This is a genomic window from Dactylosporangium sp. McL0621 (assembly GCF_049995355.1).
In the GTDB taxonomy this organism is placed as follows: Bacteria; Actinomycetota; Actinomycetes; order Mycobacteriales; family Micromonosporaceae; genus Dactylosporangium.
Genome location: NZ_CP188259.1, coordinates 12,056,658 through 12,075,485, shown reverse-complemented (window position 1 = coordinate 12,075,485; position 18,828 = coordinate 12,056,658). Strand labels below are relative to the sequence as shown.

General features: G+C 68.6%; 14 protein-coding genes and 3 tRNA genes. All 17 read left to right on the top strand.

Annotation, left to right across the window (positions count from 1 at the left end):
* Nucleotides 1-44 precede the first annotated feature (44 nt).
* The 17 genes from ACPPVO_RS57295 (at nt 45) to ACPPVO_RS57215 (ending at nt 18,764) form a co-directional block, all read left to right on the top strand.
* On the top strand, nt 45-2,498 hold the full coding sequence (locus tag ACPPVO_RS57295) for a putative bifunctional diguanylate cyclase/phosphodiesterase (protein ID WP_426514898.1): 2,454 nt from the start codon (nt 45-47) through the stop codon (nt 2,496-2,498).
* A gap of 609 nt (nt 2,499-3,107) precedes the next feature.
* Nucleotides 3,108-3,180 (top strand) — tRNA-Thr (locus tag ACPPVO_RS57290).
* Between the two features lie 32 nt (nt 3,181-3,212).
* Nucleotides 3,213-3,285, top strand: a tRNA-Met gene (locus ACPPVO_RS57285).
* A gap of 111 nt (nt 3,286-3,396) precedes the next feature.
* Nucleotides 3,397-3,564, top strand: a complete 168-nt coding sequence (gene rpmG / locus ACPPVO_RS57280; RefSeq protein ID WP_033357682.1) for a 50S ribosomal protein L33 — start codon at nt 3,397-3,399, stop codon at nt 3,562-3,564.
* 548 nt (nt 3,565-4,112) lie between these two features.
* Nucleotides 4,113-4,559: an FAS1-like dehydratase domain-containing protein gene (locus ACPPVO_RS57275; protein ID WP_360374688.1), complete on the top strand. Its 447-nt coding sequence runs from the start codon at nt 4,113-4,115 to the stop codon at nt 4,557-4,559.
* Nucleotides 4,560-4,562: 3 nt separating this feature from the next.
* Nucleotides 4,563-4,976 (top strand): MaoC family dehydratase, encoded by a 414-nt coding sequence (locus ACPPVO_RS57270; protein WP_426508138.1) that lies wholly within the window; start codon nt 4,563-4,565, stop codon nt 4,974-4,976.
* Nucleotides 4,977-5,082: 106 nt separating this feature from the next.
* Nucleotides 5,083-5,155, top strand: a tRNA-Trp gene (locus ACPPVO_RS57265).
* 210 nt (nt 5,156-5,365) lie between these two features.
* Nucleotides 5,366-5,857 (top strand): preprotein translocase subunit SecE, encoded by a 492-nt coding sequence (gene secE, locus ACPPVO_RS57260; protein WP_426508136.1) that lies wholly within the window; start codon nt 5,366-5,368, stop codon nt 5,855-5,857.
* 315 nt (nt 5,858-6,172) lie between these two features.
* Nucleotides 6,173-6,811: a transcription termination/antitermination protein NusG gene (gene nusG / locus ACPPVO_RS57255; RefSeq protein WP_426514897.1), complete on the top strand. Its 639-nt coding sequence runs from the start codon at nt 6,173-6,175 to the stop codon at nt 6,809-6,811.
* A gap of 103 nt (nt 6,812-6,914) precedes the next feature.
* Nucleotides 6,915-7,346 (top strand): 50S ribosomal protein L11, encoded by a 432-nt coding sequence (rplK, locus tag ACPPVO_RS57250; RefSeq protein WP_360374899.1) that lies wholly within the window; start codon nt 6,915-6,917, stop codon nt 7,344-7,346.
* 67 nt (nt 7,347-7,413) lie between these two features.
* Entirely contained in the window at nt 7,414-8,145 is a 732-nt protein-coding gene (gene rplA, locus ACPPVO_RS57245) for a 50S ribosomal protein L1 (protein ID WP_426508134.1), read from the top strand.
* Nucleotides 8,146-8,206: 61 nt separating this feature from the next.
* Nucleotides 8,207-8,935: an ATP-binding cassette domain-containing protein gene (locus tag ACPPVO_RS57240; RefSeq protein ID WP_426508133.1), complete on the top strand. Its 729-nt coding sequence runs from the start codon at nt 8,207-8,209 to the stop codon at nt 8,933-8,935.
* A complete protein-coding gene (locus tag ACPPVO_RS57235) occupies nt 8,932-9,621 on the top strand; it encodes a hypothetical protein (protein ID WP_426508132.1) in 690 nt (229 codons plus the stop codon). Before ACPPVO_RS57240 ends, ACPPVO_RS57235 begins: the two co-directional genes overlap by 4 nt.
* A gap of 238 nt (nt 9,622-9,859) precedes the next feature.
* Nucleotides 9,860-10,408: a 50S ribosomal protein L10 gene (gene rplJ / locus ACPPVO_RS57230; RefSeq protein WP_426508131.1), complete on the top strand. Its 549-nt coding sequence runs from the start codon at nt 9,860-9,862 to the stop codon at nt 10,406-10,408.
* 45 nt (nt 10,409-10,453) lie between these two features.
* A complete protein-coding gene (rplL, locus tag ACPPVO_RS57225) occupies nt 10,454-10,837 on the top strand; it encodes a 50S ribosomal protein L7/L12 (protein ID WP_360374674.1) in 384 nt (127 codons plus the stop codon).
* 526 nt (nt 10,838-11,363) lie between these two features.
* Nucleotides 11,364-14,789: a DNA-directed RNA polymerase subunit beta gene (locus ACPPVO_RS57220; RefSeq protein WP_360374672.1), complete on the top strand. Its 3,426-nt coding sequence runs from the start codon at nt 11,364-11,366 to the stop codon at nt 14,787-14,789.
* 87 nt (nt 14,790-14,876) lie between these two features.
* Nucleotides 14,877-18,764 (top strand): DNA-directed RNA polymerase subunit beta', encoded by a 3,888-nt coding sequence (locus ACPPVO_RS57215; protein WP_426508129.1) that lies wholly within the window; start codon nt 14,877-14,879, stop codon nt 18,762-18,764.
* Nucleotides 18,765-18,828 lie beyond the last annotated feature (64 nt).

The following is an 18,828-nucleotide window of genomic DNA, read 5'->3' as shown; positions in this document are numbered from 1 at the left end:
ACGCCTGGCTGATCACCGGTCCGCTGTTCGTCATCGGCGCAGTGATGGCGCTGCCCGGCCTCTTGTCCGAACACTCAGTTCCGATCACGAAAAACATTCACTACGCGCCGCTGTTGCTGGCGTTCGCCGTTATCGCGGCGCACATGCAGTTCCGTCTGCACGTACGCCGGCAGGTCGTCGTGACCGGCATGAACGACCTGCCGATCCTGCTGGCGCTGTTCTACCTGTCGCCGGCGTTGGTGATCGCCATCCGGGTCGCGACCAGCCTGACCTGGAGCCTTTTCAACGGGCGGATGGCGCCGCACAAGATCGCGTTCAACGCCGTCAGCCACTTCGCCGGCGTTGCGGCCGCGAGCCTGGTCATCTTCTATGGACACCTCGGGTCCGCCGCCGACCCGCGCACCTGGCTGGTGCTGACGCTCGCCATCGTTGCGTGCAATCTCGTGAACCTCGCCGCGCTCGCCGGCGTCATGGCGATCGTGCAGGGTTTCGGGCACCTGCTGCAGTTCCTGCGCGCCGGCCTGCCGGGCCACGCCGTGATGAGCGTCTCCATCGTGCTCGGCCTCGTGATGATGCTGACGCTGGAGGCGAGCCCCTGGGCCAGCCTCCTGCTGATCTTCATCGGCATCCTGCTGGTGCTGGGCAACCGGGCCTACGCGCGGTTCCTGCGCCAGCATCGCAGCCTCATGGAGATGTACGGCCTCACCCGCGACATCGCCGGCACGAACCACGACGGCACGCTGCCTGACGTGCTGCTCGGCCGGGTCCGCGCGCTGCTGGTCGCCGACTCGGCGTCGCTGTGGCTGCCGAAGCAGGGCCGGCACCAGGAGGTGCTGCTCTCGGCGCGGTTCGACTACCCGGGCCTGCTCGACGCAGCGCCGACCCCGGACCTGTTCCGGGAGCTCGCGATGCGCACCGGGAGCACGATCGCGGCCGGTCCGCGCGACGGCGAGCCCGAGCTGCGCGCGGCGCTCTCGGAGGCGTCGGTCAAGGACGTCATCGTTGTGCCGCTGCGCTCCAGCGGTGTCACGATCGGCACCCTCGAGGTCGCCGGGCGCCTCGGCGAGCGGACCGAGTTCGGCCGCGACGACGTGCAGCTGATCGAGACGATAGCGGCGAACACCGGGGTCGCGGTCGAGAACAGCCGGCTCGTCGACCGGCTCCAGTTCGACGCCAACCACGACGCACTCACGGGCCTGGCCAACCGGCGCCGGATGCTCGAGGCGCTCGGCGAGGCGATGAGCGGGCGCGGACCGCGCGAGGTCGTGGCCGTGCTGCTCTTCGACGTGGTGGCGCTGCGCCAGGTCAACGACTCGCTCGGGCACGCGGCCGGCGACAAGGTGCTCGTCGAGGTCGCCCGGCGGCTCCGGGCACTCGCCCCGCAGGGCGCGCTCGTCGCCCGGGTCGGCGACGACGAGTTCGCGATCGAGCTGCGCACGGCCAGCTCCGACGCGGCCGCGACGGTCGCGGACACGTTACGCCAGGGCCTGCGCGACCCGATGGTGATCGACTCGCTGACCATAGACATCGACACGTACGTCGGCGTCTCGATCTACCCCGAGCACGGCACGGAGCCCGAGGAGCTGCTGCAGCGGGCGCACGTCGCCACCCACGTGGCGAAGTCGCGGGGGATCGTGCAGGTCTTCAACGCGGGCCTGCAGTCGCGCGCGGTCCGGCGCGTCGGGCTCGCGGCCGACCTGCGCACCGCCCTCGCCGGCGGCGAGCTCGAGGTGTACTTCCAGCCGAAGGTCGCCCTCACCGACCGCCGCCTCGTCGGCGTCGAATGCCTCGCGCGGTGGGAACACCCCGTGCACGGCCAGGTGGCGCCGCCCGACTTCGTGGCCGTCGCCGAGCACACCGGCCAGCTCGGCCGGCTCAACGGCGTGGTGCTGCGCGAGGGCATCCGGCGCGCCCGGGAGTGGGCCGACGCCGGCCGTCCGCTCGTCGTGGCCGTGAACCTTTCGGTCCGCACGCTGGGCGACTCCGACCTGCCGCTGCAGATCTCGGAGCTGCTCGACGAGCACGGCGTGCCCGCCGACCGGCTCATCCTGGAGATCGCCGAGGACGAGGGCCTCCTCGCCGGCGGCCGCGCCCTCTCGACCCTCACCCGCCTGCGCGACCTCGGCGTGCGGCTCTCCGTCGACGACTTCGGCGCCGGCCGCTCCTCGTTCGCGGACCTGAGCCGGCTGCCGGTCCAGGAGGTCAAGATCGACCGCACGTTCGTGCAGGGCATGGCGACCTCGCCCAGCGACCTCGCCATCGTGCGCACGATCGTGGACATGGCGCGCAACTTCGGCCTCGACGTGGTCGCCGAGGGCGTGGAGAGCGAGCTGACCCTGGGCCTGCTCGAGGACATGCGCTGTGACATGGGGCAGGGCTTCCTGTTCAGCCGCCCGCTGCCGTACGAGCGCTTCGAGTCGTGGCTGCAGGTCCAGACCGCGGAGGACTCGGCCGAGGCCCCGGCGGGCGAGGTCCGCTGGCTGCGCGCCGTGCCGTAGAAGAGATTCAGAGCTACCGCGACGTCCGTCGTGGTCCGGACCGTTACTCCCGTGGCCTCACCGTCCGTGGGTAGTTACGGCAGAGGGCGCTACGCGCCCCACGGTCCGCGGTGGCTAAGGGCGGCGGGCGCTGCGCGCCCCATGGTCCGTGGCGGTTAAGGCGGAGGGCGCTGCGCCCCACGGTCCGCGGGTAGCTGCGGCAGACGGTCCGTGGGCGGCTACGGCAGAGGGCGCTGTGCGCCCCATGGTCCGAGGGTGGCTGCGGCAGAGGGCGCTGTGCGCCGCATGGTCCGTGGCGGTTAAGGCGGAGGGCGCTGCGCCCCACGGTCCGCGGGTAGCTGCGGCAGAGACGGTCCGTGGGCGGCTACGGCAGAGGGCGCTGTGCGCCCCATGGTCCGCGGGTGGCTGCGGCAGAGGGCGCTGTGCGCCCCGAAAACGGCCCGCCGAAGCGCCCACGGACACCCGCCGACCCCGACGCCAGGAGACCGGTCGCAACGCCCAAAAAGCGCACCTGAGCTGGGGAAAGACCGAAAGTGGGTAAGTCGATTTCGTGCCCGGCCCGGGGCCGTGTACGCTTAGCGAGCGCGTGTGCGGGAACGTATGCGACGCGCCCCCTTAGCTCAGTCGGCAGAGCGTCTCCATGGTAAGGAGAAGGTCTACGGTTCGATTCCGTAAGGGGGCTCGAGACCGGGCTTGAGACATCGAGTCCGCCGCGGCGGTGTAGCTCAGATGGCAGAGCAAGCGGCTCATAATCGCTGTGTCGCCGGTTCAAGTCCGGCCACCGCTACAGAAGCACCACGGGACGCCCGATTGGGCGTCCATCTGTGTGAGCCGCTATGATGGTTCGCTGGATCTGTTTCCGCCCCACCTGAACGCTCTGAAGGAAGGCACTTCCGCCATGGCCAAGGCGACCGACGTTCGTCCGAAGATCACGCTGGCGTGCACGGAGTGCAAAGAGCGGAACTACATCACGAAGAAGAACCGCCGCAACGACCCGGACCGCATCGAGCTGAAGAAGTTCTGCCCGCGTGACGGCAAGCACACCGTCCACCGCGAGACCCGGTAGTCGCGGCCCCAAGCGCGACCATCGACGAAGCCCCGGCCGCTCGGCCGGGGCTTCGTCGCGTCCCGGGCCGGTAGCAGAGAACGCGGTGGGGAGTCAGGCCCGCGGCTGAGAAGGCGGTGGGACAGCCAGGCCGGCGGCCGGGAAGCGGTCGGAGAGCCAGGCCCGGCGGCCGGAAAGACGATGGATCAGCCACGCCGGCGGGCGAGAAGGCGGTGCAGGGGCGCGGCCGAGCGAGAGCCGGGTGCGGGATCCTGCGATACAGAGTGAGCCGGCGGGCGAAAGATGGCCGCCGAGGTAAGCCGAACCTGAATGAGTGCCGGCCGCGGAAGACGGACGGGCGTGTCACAGCGCCGGGCGCGGACATGGCGGCGAACGGGACGCCGAGCCGGGCCGGGAGACGGCGCCGGGTGGGACGCGATGCCCCCCCGCGGCCCGGCGCCGGACGTGGCGTGCCCCTGAGGGTGAGAAAGTTGCGTGCGGCAGGTGTCGATCGCAAAGGCGGCGGCCTGCGACCGGTGGTGCCGCGCGTTACCGGTAAATTTCAGGGTATGCCGTTGGATCAGTCGTTCATGGGCCGGGTTTACCCGCCGACCCCGCCGTACGAGGTAGGACGGGAGAAGATCCGTGAGTTCGCGGACGCGGTCTTCGCCGCCGACCCCGTGCACCGTGACCTCGCCGAGGCGCGGGCCCGGGGGTACAGCGACGTGATCGCCCCGCCCACGTTCGCGATCATCCTGAGCCAGAACGCCGGGCAGCAGCTCGTCGATGATCCCACGCTCGGCATGGACTACAGCCGGGTCGTGCACGGCGGGCAGACCTTCCGGTACGTGCGGCCCATCCAGGCCGGCGACCACCTCGTCACGGTGATGACCGTGGAGGAGATCACCAGCCGGGCCGGGCACGGGTTCCTGACCACTCGCCACGAGGTGGCGACGGTCGAGGGCGAGCCCGTGGTGACCGTCTGGACCCGGCTCGTCATCCGTGGGGAGGGCTGAACGATGCAGCCAGGCACCGAGTTCCCGGCCCAGACGTACCAGCTGACGCGGGCCACGCTGGTGCGCTACGCGGGCGCGTCCGGCGACTTCAACCCGATCCACTGGAGCGACCGCCAGGCGACCGCCGTCGGACTGCCCGGTGTCATCGCGCACGGCATGCTGACCATGGGTCTGGCGGGTCAGGCGGTGGCGTGCTGGGTGGGCGGTACCGCCGCAATCGTGGAATTTTCCACCCGGTTCGCCAACCCGGTCGTCGTGCCCGACGACGACAAGGGGACCGAGGTTGTGATCAGCGGCGTGGTGAAGAAGATCCATGAAGACGGCCTCGTGCAGATCGACGTGACCGCTACGTGCCAGGGGGACAAGGTGCTGGGTGCCGCGAAGGCACTCGTGCGCAACCACGAGGACAACCGGTAGAGGGGGGTGGTTGGGATATCCCGCCACCAACCCGTACACTGGTCCGCCGTGGGGTGAGCAACTCGACACCGGCCCGTCAGGGCCCGTCGGAGGGCATTCCTCACGAAGGGGTGTGGCGCAATTGGTAGCGCAGCGGTCTCCAAAACCGCAGGTTGCAGGTTCGAGTCCTGTCGCCCCTGCGCCGAAGGCCTGACCTGGGTCTGGTGCGCTCGGCCATACGGCCGGGTCGTCGACCACAGCGGTCACGGTTGGTCCGACCGCGTGCCACCGGCTCTCGCCGGTGTCTCGCGACTTGAACCGAACCGGTGGTCTACGGGTCCAAAAGGCCCGGGGTCTTGCTGCCGGCCGACACGGACCGAGCACTCGCGAGATCACGGAAGAGGGCGAAAGTGGCCGAACGCAGGCGACGCGGGACCAATCCCGCCGACGATCGCCGTGAAGAGGAGCTCAGCGCCGAGGACGCCGCCATCGAGGAAGAGTTCGCCGACGAGCTGGACGGCCTCGACACCGCGGACGACGTCGATGACGAGGTCGACGAGGACGATGACCTCGACGACGACGACGAGACCGCGAGCAAGAACGGTCGTTCCAAGGACAAGGTCAAGGACGCCAAGTCCGAGGACCTGAAGACCAAGGACGGCAAGAAGGTCAAGGTCAAAGAGGGCGGCTCGAACAACATCTTCGCGCGGCTCATCAACTTCATCCGCGAGGTCGTCGCCGAGCTGCGTAAAGTTATCTGGCCGACCCGCAAGGAGCTGACCACCTACACCCTCGTCGTGGTGGTGTTCGTGATCATCATGCTGGCCATCGTCGGCGGCCTCGACTTCGGCTTCGCCAAGCTCGTGCTCTGGTCCTTCGGCAACGGCAACGCCGACCAGTAACGGCGCTGGCAACGCCGGCCGGAAACGGCATCGGCGGCGCCGACCGAACCGGCGACGCTGACCGGAAACGGAACCGGCGGCGCCGGCCCGAACCGGCGACGCTGACCGGAAACGGCATCGGCGGCGCCGGCCGGAACCGGCGCCGGCCAGCAACGGCGGCGTCGGTGGCCGAGGGCGCCGGCGACGCCGGCGCCACAGGGGCGGCACCAGCACAGACGGCGACCGAAGATCAGACAGACGGAAGTGAGCAGCGTGCAGGAATTCGACGAGACGCCCGGTACCGACGACGACGAGCAGCACGAGGAAGCGTCGACGGTGATGACGGCCGCCACCCCGACGGTGGCGACCGACGCCGAGGACCCCGTCGCCGAGCTGCGTGCCGCACTGCGCTTCGCGCCCGGTGACTGGTACGTCGTGCACTCCTACGCCGGCTACGAGAACAAGGTCAAGACGAATCTCGAGACCCGCATCACGAGCCTCGACATGGAAGAGTTCATCTACCAGGTCGAGGTCCCGACTCGTGATGAGGTCGAGATCAAGAACGGCAAGCGCACCCAGGTGCAGAACAAGGTCTTCCCCGGCTACATCCTCGTCCGGATGGAGCTGACCCCGGAGTCGTACTCGTGCGTGCGCAACACGCCGGGCGTCACGGGCTTCGTCGGCGCGACCGACCGGGCCGACCGCCCGGCGCCGCTGTCGCTCGACGAGGTGCTCAAGTGGCTCGCCCCCGTCGTGCAGCAGGAGGGCGGCAAGAAGGCCGGCGGCAAGGCCGAGATCAAGGTCCTCGACTTCGAGGTCGGCGACTCGGTCACGGTCACAGATGGCGCCTTCGCCTCGCTGCAGGCCACGATCAGTGAGATCAACGCCGACCAGCAGAAGCTCAAGGTGCTCGTCTCGATCTTCGGCCGCGAGACCCCGGTGGAGCTCAACTTCAACCAGGTCACGAAGATCTAATTAGCCTGCGGTACGCTTGAGCGTCCGGCCTCGGTTGCCGGGCGCTCAATCGTGCCTAGATTCAGCACGAACCGAATTCCAGCCCAGGAAGACGAAAGCAGCCATGCCTCCGAAGAAGAAGCTCGTCAAGACCTTCACGCTTCAGTTGCCGGGCGGCCAGGCCACCCCGGCGCCGCCGGTCGGTCCCGCCCTCGGTCAGCACGGCGTGAACATCATGGAGTTCGTCAAGGCGTACAACGCCCAGACGGAAGCCATGCGCGGTGACATCATTCCGGCGCAGATCAGCGTCTACGAGGACCGCACGTTCACGTTCATCCTCAAGACGCCTCCGGCCGCCCGTCTGCTGCTCAAGGCCGCCGGCGTGCCGAAGGGCTCCGGTGTTCCGCAGTCGACCAAGGTCGGCTCGATCACCAAGGCCCAGCTGCGCGAGGTCGCCGAGAAGAAGATGGCCGACCTGAACGCGAACGACATCGAGATGGCCGAGCGGATCATCGCCGGCACTGCCCGTTCCATGGGCATCGTCGTCAAGGACTGAAGCACCGCCGAAGAGTGGGAGGACGCCCCCGGGCGTCCGCACTGAGACCACAGGAGAAATCAGCGACATGTCGCAGCACGGCAAGAACTACCGCAAGGCCGTCGACCTCGTCGACCGCAACGCGCTCTACAGCCCGATGGCCGCCGTCAAGCTGGCGAAGCAGACGACGACCGTGAAGTTCGACCCCACCGTCGAGGTGGCCATGCGCCTGGGCGTCGACCCGCGCAAGGCCGACCAGATGGTCCGGGGCACGGTCAACCTGCCGCACGGCACCGGCAAGACCGCCCGCGTCATCGTCTTCGCGCAGGGCCCCAAGGCCGCCGAGGCCGAGGCTGCCGGCGCGGACGCCGTCGGCACGGACGAGCTGGTGGCCCGGATTCAGGAAGGCTGGCTGGACTTCGACGCGGCGATCGCCACGCCCGACCAGATGGCCAAGATCGGCCGGATCGCGCGGATCCTGGGCCCGCGCGGCCTGATGCCGAACCCGAAGACGGGCACGGTGACCATGGACGTCACCAAGGCGGTCAACGAGATCAAGGGTGGCAAGATCACCTACCGCGTGGACAAGCACTCCAACCTGCACCTCATCATCGGCAAGGCCAGCTTCAGCGAGCAGCAGCTCGTGGAGAACTACGCGGCCGTGCTGGAGGAGGTCAACCGGGCGAAGCCGTCCGCCTCCAAGGGCAAGTACCTGCGGAAGATCTTCCTCACCACCACCATGGGCCCGGGCATCCCGGTCGACCCGGGTAAGACGCGGAACCTCCTCGAGGACGACAGCGTCACCCCCGGCGCGGAGTAGCCAGCAGACTCCCAGCCAAGCGGGAACACCCGGGACAGCGTGTCTATGGCACGCTGTCCCGGTGCGTTTCCGGGACGTGTGGTTTCGATATGGCCGCCGTGCACCCTGGACGCTGCGCGGCGTCGACCTGGCCCTCGAGCCGGGGGAGACGGCGGTCGTGGCCGGCCCGAACGGCTCCGGCAAGTCCACGCTGCTGCAGCTCGCCGCGGGGGTACTGCGGCCGGGCCGGGGCCTGGTGACGGAGCGGCCGGCGGTCGTCGGCTGGGTCCCCGAACGCTTTCCGGCGGATCAGCCGTTCACCGCGCGGGCCCTGCTGAAGCACATGGCGGCCATTGGCGGCCTGGACGCCACCGAGGACATCGAGCGGTGGGCGCGCCGGCTGCACTTCGAACACTTCCTCGACGTCCGGCTCAACCGGCTGTCGAAGGGCTCCGCCCAGAAGGTCGGCCTCGTGCAGGCCCTGCTGCAGCCGCCCGGGCTGCTGGTGCTCGACGAGCCCTGGGAGGGCCTCGACGCGCAGACCCGGGAGCAGGTGCCCGCGATCGTCGCCGAGGTCGTCGGGCGCGGCGGGTCGGTGCTGGTCAGCGACCATCTGGGTGAGGTCGCGCGGCTGCCGGGCGCGCGCCGCTGGCACGTCCGCGACGGCGAGGTGCTCGCCGGCGAGCGGCCGGGGCGCAAGAAGGTGATCGAGCTGGCGGTCGACGCGGCGGAGGCGGGCGATGCGGTGTCGCGGCTGCGTTCGGCCGGATTCGACATTTTGACGGTACGCGACGAGGTGCCGCTGTCATGACCGCCCTCATCCGCATGCGGCTGACCGGCTTCGTGCAGACCGGCCGGGCCGCCGCCCCGCTCCTGGCCGCGCTCGTGGTGCTCTCCGTGCTCTACGGCGGCGGCCAGGCCCAGGCCGGCGAGGCCTACGGGGTCTCCGCGGCCGTCCTATTCGCGGTGTTCGCCTGGCAGACCAAGGTCCTGCTCGACGTCGAGCCCGATGTGCAGCGCCGACTCGGCCGGGTCGCGGTCGGCGGCGCCGGGCGGGAGATCTCGGCCGGGCTCGTCGCCGCGGTGCTGGCCGGGCTGCCCCTGGTCCTCATCGCGATGATCCTGCCGTGGGTGGTCGGCGGCGTGACCACCCCACGCGCGGGCGACCCGTCCCTGTCGACCGGCATCGCGCTGGGCCTCTGGGCGCACCTGCTGCTCCTGCTGCCGGCCGTGGCCCTCGGCGGCCTGGCCAGCCGCGCGGTGACCGTGCAGGCCGCCCGCGGGCTGACCGTGCTGGTCGCCGGCGTCGTGTTCGCGATCGTCTTCGGCCTCAAGAGCTTTCCGGTGCCCTGGCTGGCCCCGCCGGTGATGACCACCGCGCGCGACACGATCGGCGCGGCGCATCTCCCCGCATTGATCGTCACGACCCTGTGGGCCGTCGCCTGGAGCGCCGTCTCCGTCCTCGCATACGGCCGAATCCGGATGCATCGCGCCTGATTTGGCGCGGCGCAGGTCGTCACGTACTGTGTTACACGAAAACCCGAAGACCGCTGGTCATGTCCGCGTGAGCGGATATCGAAGGCCCCGCCGCAATGCGGGCGACCCGCGCAGGGACGCGAAACTGGTGTGAATGCCGGCGCAGTCATGTGCCGCCCTCCGCTCCGAGCGCCCCTGCGCCCGGGGCGTTTTTCATTGCCCGGGGCCGTGATCGGCACCGAAGCAAGAGAGGAGGGACATGGCGGACAAGCCGGTTCGAGACGACAAGGCCACGGCTGTCGCGGAGCTCACCGAGAGCTTCCGGGGCGCCTCGGCCACCGTGCTGACCGAGTACCGCGGCCTCACCGTGGCGCAGCTGAAGACCCTGCGCCGCAGCCTGGGCCGCGAGACCACGTACGCCGTCGCGAAGAACACGCTCGCGAAGCGTGCCGCGACGGACGCAGGTATCAGCGGGCTCGACGATTTGTTCTCCGGTCCTACCGCGCTCGCCTTCGTCGGCGGCGACCCGGTGGAGGCGGCCAAGAGCCTCCGCGAGTTCGCGAAGGCCAACCCGATGCTCGTCATCAAGGGCGGCGTCTTCGAGGGCAAGGCCATCAGCGCGGACGAGGTCCGTCGCCTGGCCGACCTGGAGTCCCGTGAGGTGCTGCTGGCGAAGCTGGCCGGCGCCATGAAGGGCAACCTGAGCAAGGCCGCGGCGCTGTTCCAGGCTCCGCTGTCCAAGGCGGTCCGCACCGCCCAGGCTCTGGTCGACAAGCGCGCGCAGGAAGCCGGTGGCGCGGCCGAATAGTGCGGCCCGCCCCGAATATTCAAACTTTCGAGAGGAAACGCCACCATGGCGAAGCTGAGCACCGACGACCTCCTCGAGGCGTTCAAGGAGATGACCCTGATCGAGCTCTCCGAGTTCGTGAAGGAGTTCGAGAAGGTCTTCGAGGTCACCGCGGCCGCGCCGGTCGCCGTGGCCGCCGCCGGCGCTGCGGCCGCCCCGGCCGAGGCCGTCGAGGAGCAGACCGAGTTCGACGTCATCCTCGAGGGTGACGGCGGCAAGAAGATCCAGGTCATCAAGGTCGTGCGCGAGCTGACCGGCCTGGGCCTGAAGGAGGCCAAGGACCTCGTCGAGGCCGCGCCGAAGGCCGTCCTCGAGAAGGCCAACAAGGACGCCGCCGACAAGGCCAAGGCGAAGCTCGAGGCCGAGGGCGCCAAGGTTACCCTCAAGTAACTTTGCCCCAGGGCATGGGCGGTCGCCGGACTCCGGCGGCCGCCCTTTTCGTGAGCAACTTGTAAGGACCCCAAGATCTAGGGTGTCGACCACAACACTTAGTGGTCGGGGTGCGAGATATCTGTCACGAAGCCCCGACGCGCGCCGGAACCCTTGACGTGGTGACCGGCGGGCAGGCACGCTAATCAGGCACTGCCTTCCGCGGACGCGGCGGCCGGGCGGACCGACTAGATGTGCCCCGATCCTTCTTGGGTCGGCTCAGCGCGCATCGACAGGGAAACCGCAGGCCACAACCGACGCGAGCGGCTCGGCCGGTGGAGAAACGATCTTCGCAAAAGGTCGTTGGAAACATCGTGCACGATGCCGCTGGACAGCGGTGAGCCTCTCGGCTACACTGCTAGTTTGCGCTGTCTTCTGACTTCACCTTCGGCGTGAGGTGTCCCTTCGTGGGCTCCTCCACATCGGAGGTCGTCAGGCTGCACGCGAAACGGCCTGTCTGCAACACCGGTCCTCGGAAGGACGCATCTTGGCAGCTTCCCGCCCTGCGAAGACCAGTTCGAGCGCTTACGCTCCCCGCCGGGTCTCCTTCGGCAGGATCACCGAACACCTTGAGGTTCCCAACCTCCTTGCCATCCAAACCGACTCGTTCGACTGGCTGGTTGGCAACGAGAATTGGCAGAGCCGCTCGGCCGGTGATCAGCACGCCCGTTCCGGGCTCGCGGAGATCCTCGAAGAGATCAGTCCCATTGAGGACTTCTCCGGCACGATGTCACTGTCGTTCTCGGCGCCGCGCTTCGACGAGGTCAAGGCCCCGATCGAGGAGTGCAAGGAGAAGGACCTCACCTACTGCGCCCCGCTGTTCGTGACCGCGGAGTTCACCAACCACACCACCGGCGAGATCAAGAGCCAGACGGTGTTCATGGGTGACTTCCCGATGATGACGCCCAAGGGCACCTTCATCATCAACGGCACCGAGCGCGTCGTGGTGAGCCAGCTTGTCCGCTCCCCGGGCGTGTACTTCGACAAGCAGCCGGACAAGACCTCCGACCGCGACCTCACCAGCGTCAAGGTCATCCCGAGCCGGGGTGCCTGGCTGGAGTTCGACATCGACAAGCGCGACACCGTCGGTGTCCGCATCGACCGCAAGCGCCGGCAGGCGGTCTCCGTCCTGCTCAAGGCCATCGGCTGGTCCGCCGAGCGCATCCGTGAGAAGTTCGGCTGGTCCGAGCTCATGATGACGACGCTCGAGAAGGACCACATCGCCGGCCAGGACGAGGCGCTGTTGGACATCTACCGCAAGCTGCGGCCTGGTGAGCCGCCGACGCGGGAGAACGCGCAGAACCTCCTCGACAACCTGTTCTTCAACCCGAAGCGGTACGACGTCGCCAAGGTTGGCCGATACAAGTTCAACAAGAAGCTCGAAGTCGGCGTGCCGATGCACCAGGGCGTCCTGACCGAAGAGGACATCGTCGCCACGGTCGAGTACCTCTGCCGCCTGCACACGGGCGAAGAGGGCTACGAGGCCGACGACATCGACCACTTCGGCAACCGGCGCCTGCGCACGGTCGGCGAGCTCATCCAGAACCAGGTCCGCGTGGGCCTGTCCCGGATGGAGCGCGTCGTGCGCGAGCGCATGACGACCCAGGACGTCGAGGCGATCACGCCGCAGACCCTGATCAACATCCGCCCCGTCGTGGCGGCGATCAAGGAGTTCTTCGGCACCTCGCAGCTGTCGCAGTTCATGGACCAGACCAACCCGCTGGCGGGCCTGACCCACCGGCGCCGGCTGAGCGCGCTCGGTCCGGGTGGTCTGTCTCGTGAGCGGGCCGGCTTCGAGGTCCGTGACGTGCACCCGTCGCACTACGGCCGCATGTGCCCGATCGAGACCCCTGAGGGTCCGAACATCGGTCTCATCGGCGCGCTGTCGACGTTCGCGCGGGTCAACCCGTTCGGCTTCGTCGAGACGCCGTACCGCAAGGTCGTCGACGGCCGGGTGACCGACCAGATCGACTACCTGACCGCGGACGAGGAGGACCGGTTCGTCAAGGCGCAGGCCAACGCTCCGCTCAAGAGCGACGGCAACTTCGCCGAGGACCGGATCCTGGTCCGCCGGAAGGGCGGCGAGGTCGACAACGTCCCCGCCGACCAGGTCGACTACATGGACGTGTCGCCGCGGCAGATGACCTCGGTCGCGACCGCGATGATCCCGTTCCTCGAGCACGACGACGCCAACCGGGCACTGATGGGCGCGAACATGCAGCGCCAGGCCGTGCCGCTGGTCAAGGCGGAGTCGCCGCTGGTCGGCACCGGCATGGAGTACCGTGCCGCGGTCGACGCCGGCGACGTGGTCGTGGCCGAGGTCGGCGGGGTCGTCGAGGACATGTGCGCCGACTACGTCACGGTCCACCAGGACGACGGCCACCGCCGGACCTACCTGCTGCACAAGTTCCGCCGCTCCAACTCCGGCTCCTGCGTCAACCAGAAGCCGGTGATCTTCGAGGGCGACCGGGTCGAGGCGGGGCAGGTCATCGCCGACGGTCCGTGCACCGACGAGGGCGAGATGGCGCTCGGGCGAAACCTGCTCGTGGCGTTCATGCCCTGGGAGGGCCACAACTACGAAGACGCGATCATCCTGTCCCAGAAGCTGGTGCAGAACGACGTCCTCACCTCGATCCACATCGAGGAGCACGAGGTCGACGCGCGCGACACCAAGCTGGGGCCGGAGGAGATCACCCGCGACATCCCGAACGTCAGCGAGGAAATGCTCGCCGACCTCGACGAGCGGGGGATCATCCGGATCGGTGCCGAGGTCGTCACCGGCGACATCCTCGTCGGCAAGGTCACGCCCAAGGGTGAGACCGAGCTGACCCCGGAGGAGCGGCTGCTGCGCGCGATCTTCGGCGAGAAGGCCCGCGAGGTGCGCGACACCAGCCTCAAGGTGCCGCACGGCGAGACCGGCACGGTCATCGGCGTGCGCACGTTCAGCCGCGAGGACGGCGACGAGCTGTCCCCGGGCGTGAACGAGCTGGTGCGCGTCTACGTGGCCCAGAAGCGGAAGATCCAGGACGGCGACAAGCTCGCCGGCCGCCACGGCAACAAGGGTGTCATCTCCAAGATCCTGCCCGTCGAGGACATGCCGTTCCTCGAGGACGGGACCCCGGTCGACATCGTGCTCAACCCGCTCGGCGTGCCCAGCCGTATGAACATCGGCCAGGTGCTGGAGACCCACCTCGGGTGGGTCGCCAAAACGGGCTGGAAGATCGACGGCGACGACACGGAGTGGAAGCGGGCGCTGAAGGCCATCAACGCGGGGGAGTCCGAGCCGGACACCAACGTGGCGACCCCGGTCTTCGACGGCGCCAAAGAGGAAGAGATCGCCGGCCTGATGAGCAGCACGCTGCCCAACCGGGACGGCAACCAGCTCATCGGGGCCAGCGGCAAGGCGCGGCTGTTCGACGGCCGCTCCGGCGAGCCGCTGCCGGACCCGATCGCGGTTGGCTACATCTACATCCTCAAGCTCAACCACCTGGTCGACGACAAGATCCACGCTCGCTCCACCGGCCCCTACTCCATGATCACCCAGCAGCCGCTGGGTGGTAAGGCGCAGTTCGGTGGCCAGCGCTTCGGTGAGATGGAGTGCTGGGCGATGCAGGCCTACGGCGCGGCCTACGCGCTGCAGGAGCTGCTGACGATCAAGTCCGACGACGTCCTCGGACGCGTCAAGGTCTACGAGGCGATCGTCAAGGGCGAGAACATCCCGGAGCCGGGCATCCCGGAGTCCTTCAAGGTGCTCCTCAAGGAGCTGCAGTCGCTGTGCCTGAACGTCGAGGTGCTCTCCAGCGATGGTGTGGCCCTCGAGATGCGTGAGACGGACGATGAGGTGTTCCGCGCGGCCGAGGAGTTGGGCATCGACCTCTCGCGGCGCGAGCCGAGCAGCGTCGAGGAAGTCTGATTCGCCGGTGATGCCCCTCCCCTCGGAGGGGCATCACCGCCGACCTAGCAATTACCCGAGCAACTGAATCGTGAGGACATAGACGAAGTGCTCGACGTCAACTACTTCGACGAGCTCCGCATCGGCCTGGCCACGGCCGACGACATCCGGCAGTGGTCGCACGGCGAGGTCAAGAAGCCAGAAACGATCAACTACCGCACCCTGAAGCCGGAAAAGGACGGGCTCTTCTGCGAGAAGATCTTCGGCCCGACCCGGGACTGGGAGTGCTACTGCGGTAAGTACAAGCGGGTCCGCTTCAAGGGCATCATCTGCGAGCGCTGCGGCGTCGAGGTGACCCGGGCGAAGGTCCGCCGCGAGCGCATGGGCCACATCGAGCTCGCCGCGCCGGTCACGCACATCTGGTACTTCAAGGGTGTGCCCAGCCGCCTCGGCTACCTGCTCGACCTGGCGCCGAAGGACCTCGAGAAGATCATCTACTTCGCGTCGTACGTGATCACCAGCGTCGACAAGGAGGCCCGCCACCGCGACCTGGCCACCCTCGAGAACGAGGTGTCGGCCGAGAAGCGGCAGGCGGAGAACGCGCGCGACTCCGAGATCGAGAAGCGGGCCGCCAAGCTGGAGCAGGACCTGGCCGAGCTCGAGGCCGAGGGTGCGAAGGCCGACGTGCGCCGCAAGGTCAAGGAGGCCGGCGAGCGCGAGATGCGGCAGATCCGCGACCGCGCGCAGCGCGAGATCGATCGTCTCGACGAGGTCATGGACACGTTCCGCAAGCTGGAGCGCAAGAACCTCATCACCGACGAGCTGCTCTACCGCGAGCTGCGCGACCGGTTCGGTGAGTACTTCAACGGCGCCATGGGCGCCGAGGCGATCAAGGCTCTGCTGGAGAACCTCGACCTCGAGGACGAGGCCGAGCTGCTGCGCGAGACCATCCGCAGCGGCAAGGGCCAGCGCAAGATCCGGGCGCTCAAGCGCCTCAAGGTCGTCGCCGCGTTCCTCAACACGTCCAACTCTCCGCTGGGCATGGTGCTGGACTGCGTCCCGGTCATCCCGCCGGACCTGCGCCCGATGGTGCAGCTCGACGGTGGCCGCTTCGCCACCAGCGACCTGAACGACCTGTACCGGCGCGTCATCAACCGCAACAACCGGCTCAAGCGCCTGATCGACCTGGGTGCCCCGGAGATCATCGTCAACAACGAGAAGCGGATGCTGCAGGAGGCCGTCGACGCGCTGTTCGACAACGGCCGCCGCGGTCGTCCCGTCACCGGCCCGGGCAACCGGCCGCTGAAGTCGCTGTCCGACATGCTCAAGGGCAAGCAGGGCCGATTCCGGCAGAACCTGCTCGGCAAGCGCGTCGACTACTCCGGCCGTTCGGTCATCGTCGTCGGCCCGCAGCTCAAGCTGCACCAGTGCGGCCTGCCGAAGCAGATGGCGCTGGAGCTGTTCAAGCCGTTCGTGATGAAGCGCCTGGTCGACCTCAACCACGCGCAGAACATCAAGTCGGCCAAGCGCATGGTCGAGCGTCAGCGTCCGGTCGTGTGGGACGTGCTGGAGGAGGTCATCGCGGAGCACCCGGTGCTGCTCAACCGCGCGCCGACCCTGCACCGCCTGGGTATCCAGGCCTTCGAGCCCCAGCTGGTCGAGGGCAAGGCGATCCAGATCCACCCGCTCGTCTGCACCGCCTTCAACGCCGACTTCGACGGCGACCAGATGGCCGTGCACGTGCCGCTGTCCGCGGAGGCGCAGGCCGAGGCCCGCATCCTCATGCTGTCCAGCAACAACATCCTCAAGCCGGCCGACGGCAAGCCGGTCACCATGCCCACCCAGGACATGGTCATCGGCCTGTACCACCTGTCGCACATCCAGAAGAACCTGCTCGGCGAGGGACGCACGTTCAGCTCCGACGCCGAGGCGCGGATGGCGTTCGACAACGGCGAGCTGCACCTGCAGGCGCCGGTGCGGATCCGGCTCAAGGAAATCGTCGGGGTCGACAACGGCGTCGGTGCCGAGCCGTGGGAGGCGCCGGAGGGCTGGCAGCCGGGCGAGCCGGTCGTGGTCGAGACCACGCTCGGGCGCGTGCTGTTCAACGAGGCGCTGCCCGTGGGGTACCGCTTCGTGAACTACGAGATCCGCAAGGGTCAGCTGTCGGCGATCGTCAACGACCTCGCCGAGCGCTTCCCGAAGGTCTCCCTCGCGGCGGCCCTCGACGCGCTGAAGCTGGCCGGCTTCCACTGGGCCACCTGGTCCGGCGTCACCATCGGCATGGAGGACGTCATCCAGCCGCCTCGTAAGCGCGAGATCCTCGAGCGCTACGAGAAGGAGGCCGAGCGGATCGACAAGCAGTACCAGCGTGGTCTCATGACCGCCGAGGAGCGTCGCGGCGAGCTCATCGAGATCTGGACCAAGGCGACCGGCGAGGTGGCCAAGGAGATGGAGAGCGCGCTGCCGCGCGAGAACCCGTTGTGGAAGATGATCAACTCGGGTGCCCGCGGTAACCTCCTCCAGCTCCGTCAGATCGCCGCGATCCGTGGCCTGGTGGCCAACCCGAAGGGCGAGATCATCCCGCGGCCGATCAAGGCCAGCTACCGGGAGGGTCTGTCCGTGCTGGAGTACTTCATCTCCACCCACGGTGCCCGCAAGGGTCTGGCCGACACCGCGCTGCGGACCGCCGACTCGGGTTATCTGACCCGTCGTCTGGTCGATGTCTCGCAGGACGTCATCATCCGCGAGGAGGACTGCGGGACCGACCGCGCCATCCCGATGGCGGTCGGCGAGCTGGCCGACGACGTGCTGCGTATCCACCAGCACGCGGAGACCGGTGTGCACGCGCGCACCCTCGCCGACGACGTCCGCAACAAGGACGGCCAGATGGTCGCCGAGCGGGGCACGGACATCAACTCGATCGTGGTCGACCAGCTGATCGCCGCGGGTACCGAGAACGTCCGGGTCCGCAGCGTGCTCACCTGCGAGTCCAAGCTGGGCGTCTGCGGCGCCTGCTACGGCCGGTCGCTGCCGACGGGCAAGACGGTCGACGTCGGCGAGGCGGTCGGCATCATCGCCGCCCAGTCGATCGGTGAGCCCGGCACGCAGCTGACGATGCGTACCTTCCACACCGGTGGCGTCGCGGGTGAGGACATCACCCAGGGTCTGCCGCGTGTCACGGAGATCTTCGAGGCCCGCGTGCCGAAGGGTAAGGCGCCTATCGCCGACACCCCCGGCCGCGTGCGCATCGAGGACGGCGAGCGGATGCGGAAGATCATCATCGTGCCGGACGACGGCAGCGAGGAGATCGTCCACGACAAGCTCAGCCGCCGCGTCAAGCTGCGGATCCAGGACGGCGAGCACGTCGAGGTCGGCGAGAAGCTCACCGAGGGCACGATCGACCCGCACGAGCTGCTGCGCATCATGGGTCCCCGGGCGGTGCAGGTGCACCTCACGTCCGAGGTCCAGGAGGTGTACCGCTCGCAGGGCGTGCTCATCCACGACAAGCACATCGAGATCATCATCCGGCAGATGCTCAAGCGGGTGACGGTCATCGACTCCGGCTCGACCGAGTTCCTGCCGGGCGTGCTCGTCGACCGCGCGATGTTCGAGGCGGAGAACCGCCGCGTCGTCGCCGAGGGCGGTGAGCCGGCCGCTGGTCGTCCGGTGCTCATGGGCATCACCAAGGCGTCGCTGGCGACGGAGTCGTGGCTGTCCGCGGCCTCGTTCCAGGAGACGACCCGGGTGCTGACCGACGCCGCGATCCACGCGCGCAGCGACTCGCTGATCGGTCTGAAGGAGAACGTCATCATCGGCAAGCTCATCCCGGCGGGTACTGGCATCAGCAAGTACCGCAGCATCCGGGTCGAGCCGACCGAGGAGGCGAAGGCGAAGGTCTACTCGATGACGGGCTACCCGGAGGCCGACTACGGCTTCGGGCCCGCGAGCGGCCAGGCCGTCCCGCTGGACGACTTCGACCTGGGCTCCTTCCGCTAGTCGAACCGGCCAAGGGGCGGGGACTCTCAGGGGTCTCCGCCCCTTCGTCGTTCACCGGATAGAG

What these genes read in the sequence shown, in the direction of transcription:
- ACPPVO_RS57275 (WP_360374688.1), top strand. Translation starts at nt 4,113, where the DNA reads ATGCCGTTGGATCAGTCGTTCATGGGCCGGGTTTACCCGCCGACCCCG.
- rplK (WP_360374899.1), top strand. Translation starts at nt 6,915, where the DNA reads ATGCCTCCGAAGAAGAAGCTCGTCAAGACCTTCACGCTTCAGTTGCCG.
- rpmG (WP_033357682.1), top strand. Translation starts at nt 3,397, where the DNA reads ATGGCCAAGGCGACCGACGTTCGTCCGAAGATCACGCTGGCGTGCACG.
- ACPPVO_RS57270 (WP_426508138.1), top strand. Translation starts at nt 4,563, where the DNA reads ATGCAGCCAGGCACCGAGTTCCCGGCCCAGACGTACCAGCTGACGCGG.
- ACPPVO_RS57295 (WP_426514898.1), top strand. Translation starts at nt 45, where the DNA reads ATGGCGCTGCCCGGCCTCTTGTCCGAACACTCAGTTCCGATCACGAAA.
- rplL (WP_360374674.1), top strand. Translation starts at nt 10,454, where the DNA reads ATGGCGAAGCTGAGCACCGACGACCTCCTCGAGGCGTTCAAGGAGATG.
- ACPPVO_RS57235 (WP_426508132.1), top strand. Translation starts at nt 8,932, where the DNA reads ATGACCGCCCTCATCCGCATGCGGCTGACCGGCTTCGTGCAGACCGGC.
- rplA (WP_426508134.1), top strand. Translation starts at nt 7,414, where the DNA reads ATGTCGCAGCACGGCAAGAACTACCGCAAGGCCGTCGACCTCGTCGAC.
- rplJ (WP_426508131.1), top strand. Translation starts at nt 9,860, where the DNA reads ATGGCGGACAAGCCGGTTCGAGACGACAAGGCCACGGCTGTCGCGGAG.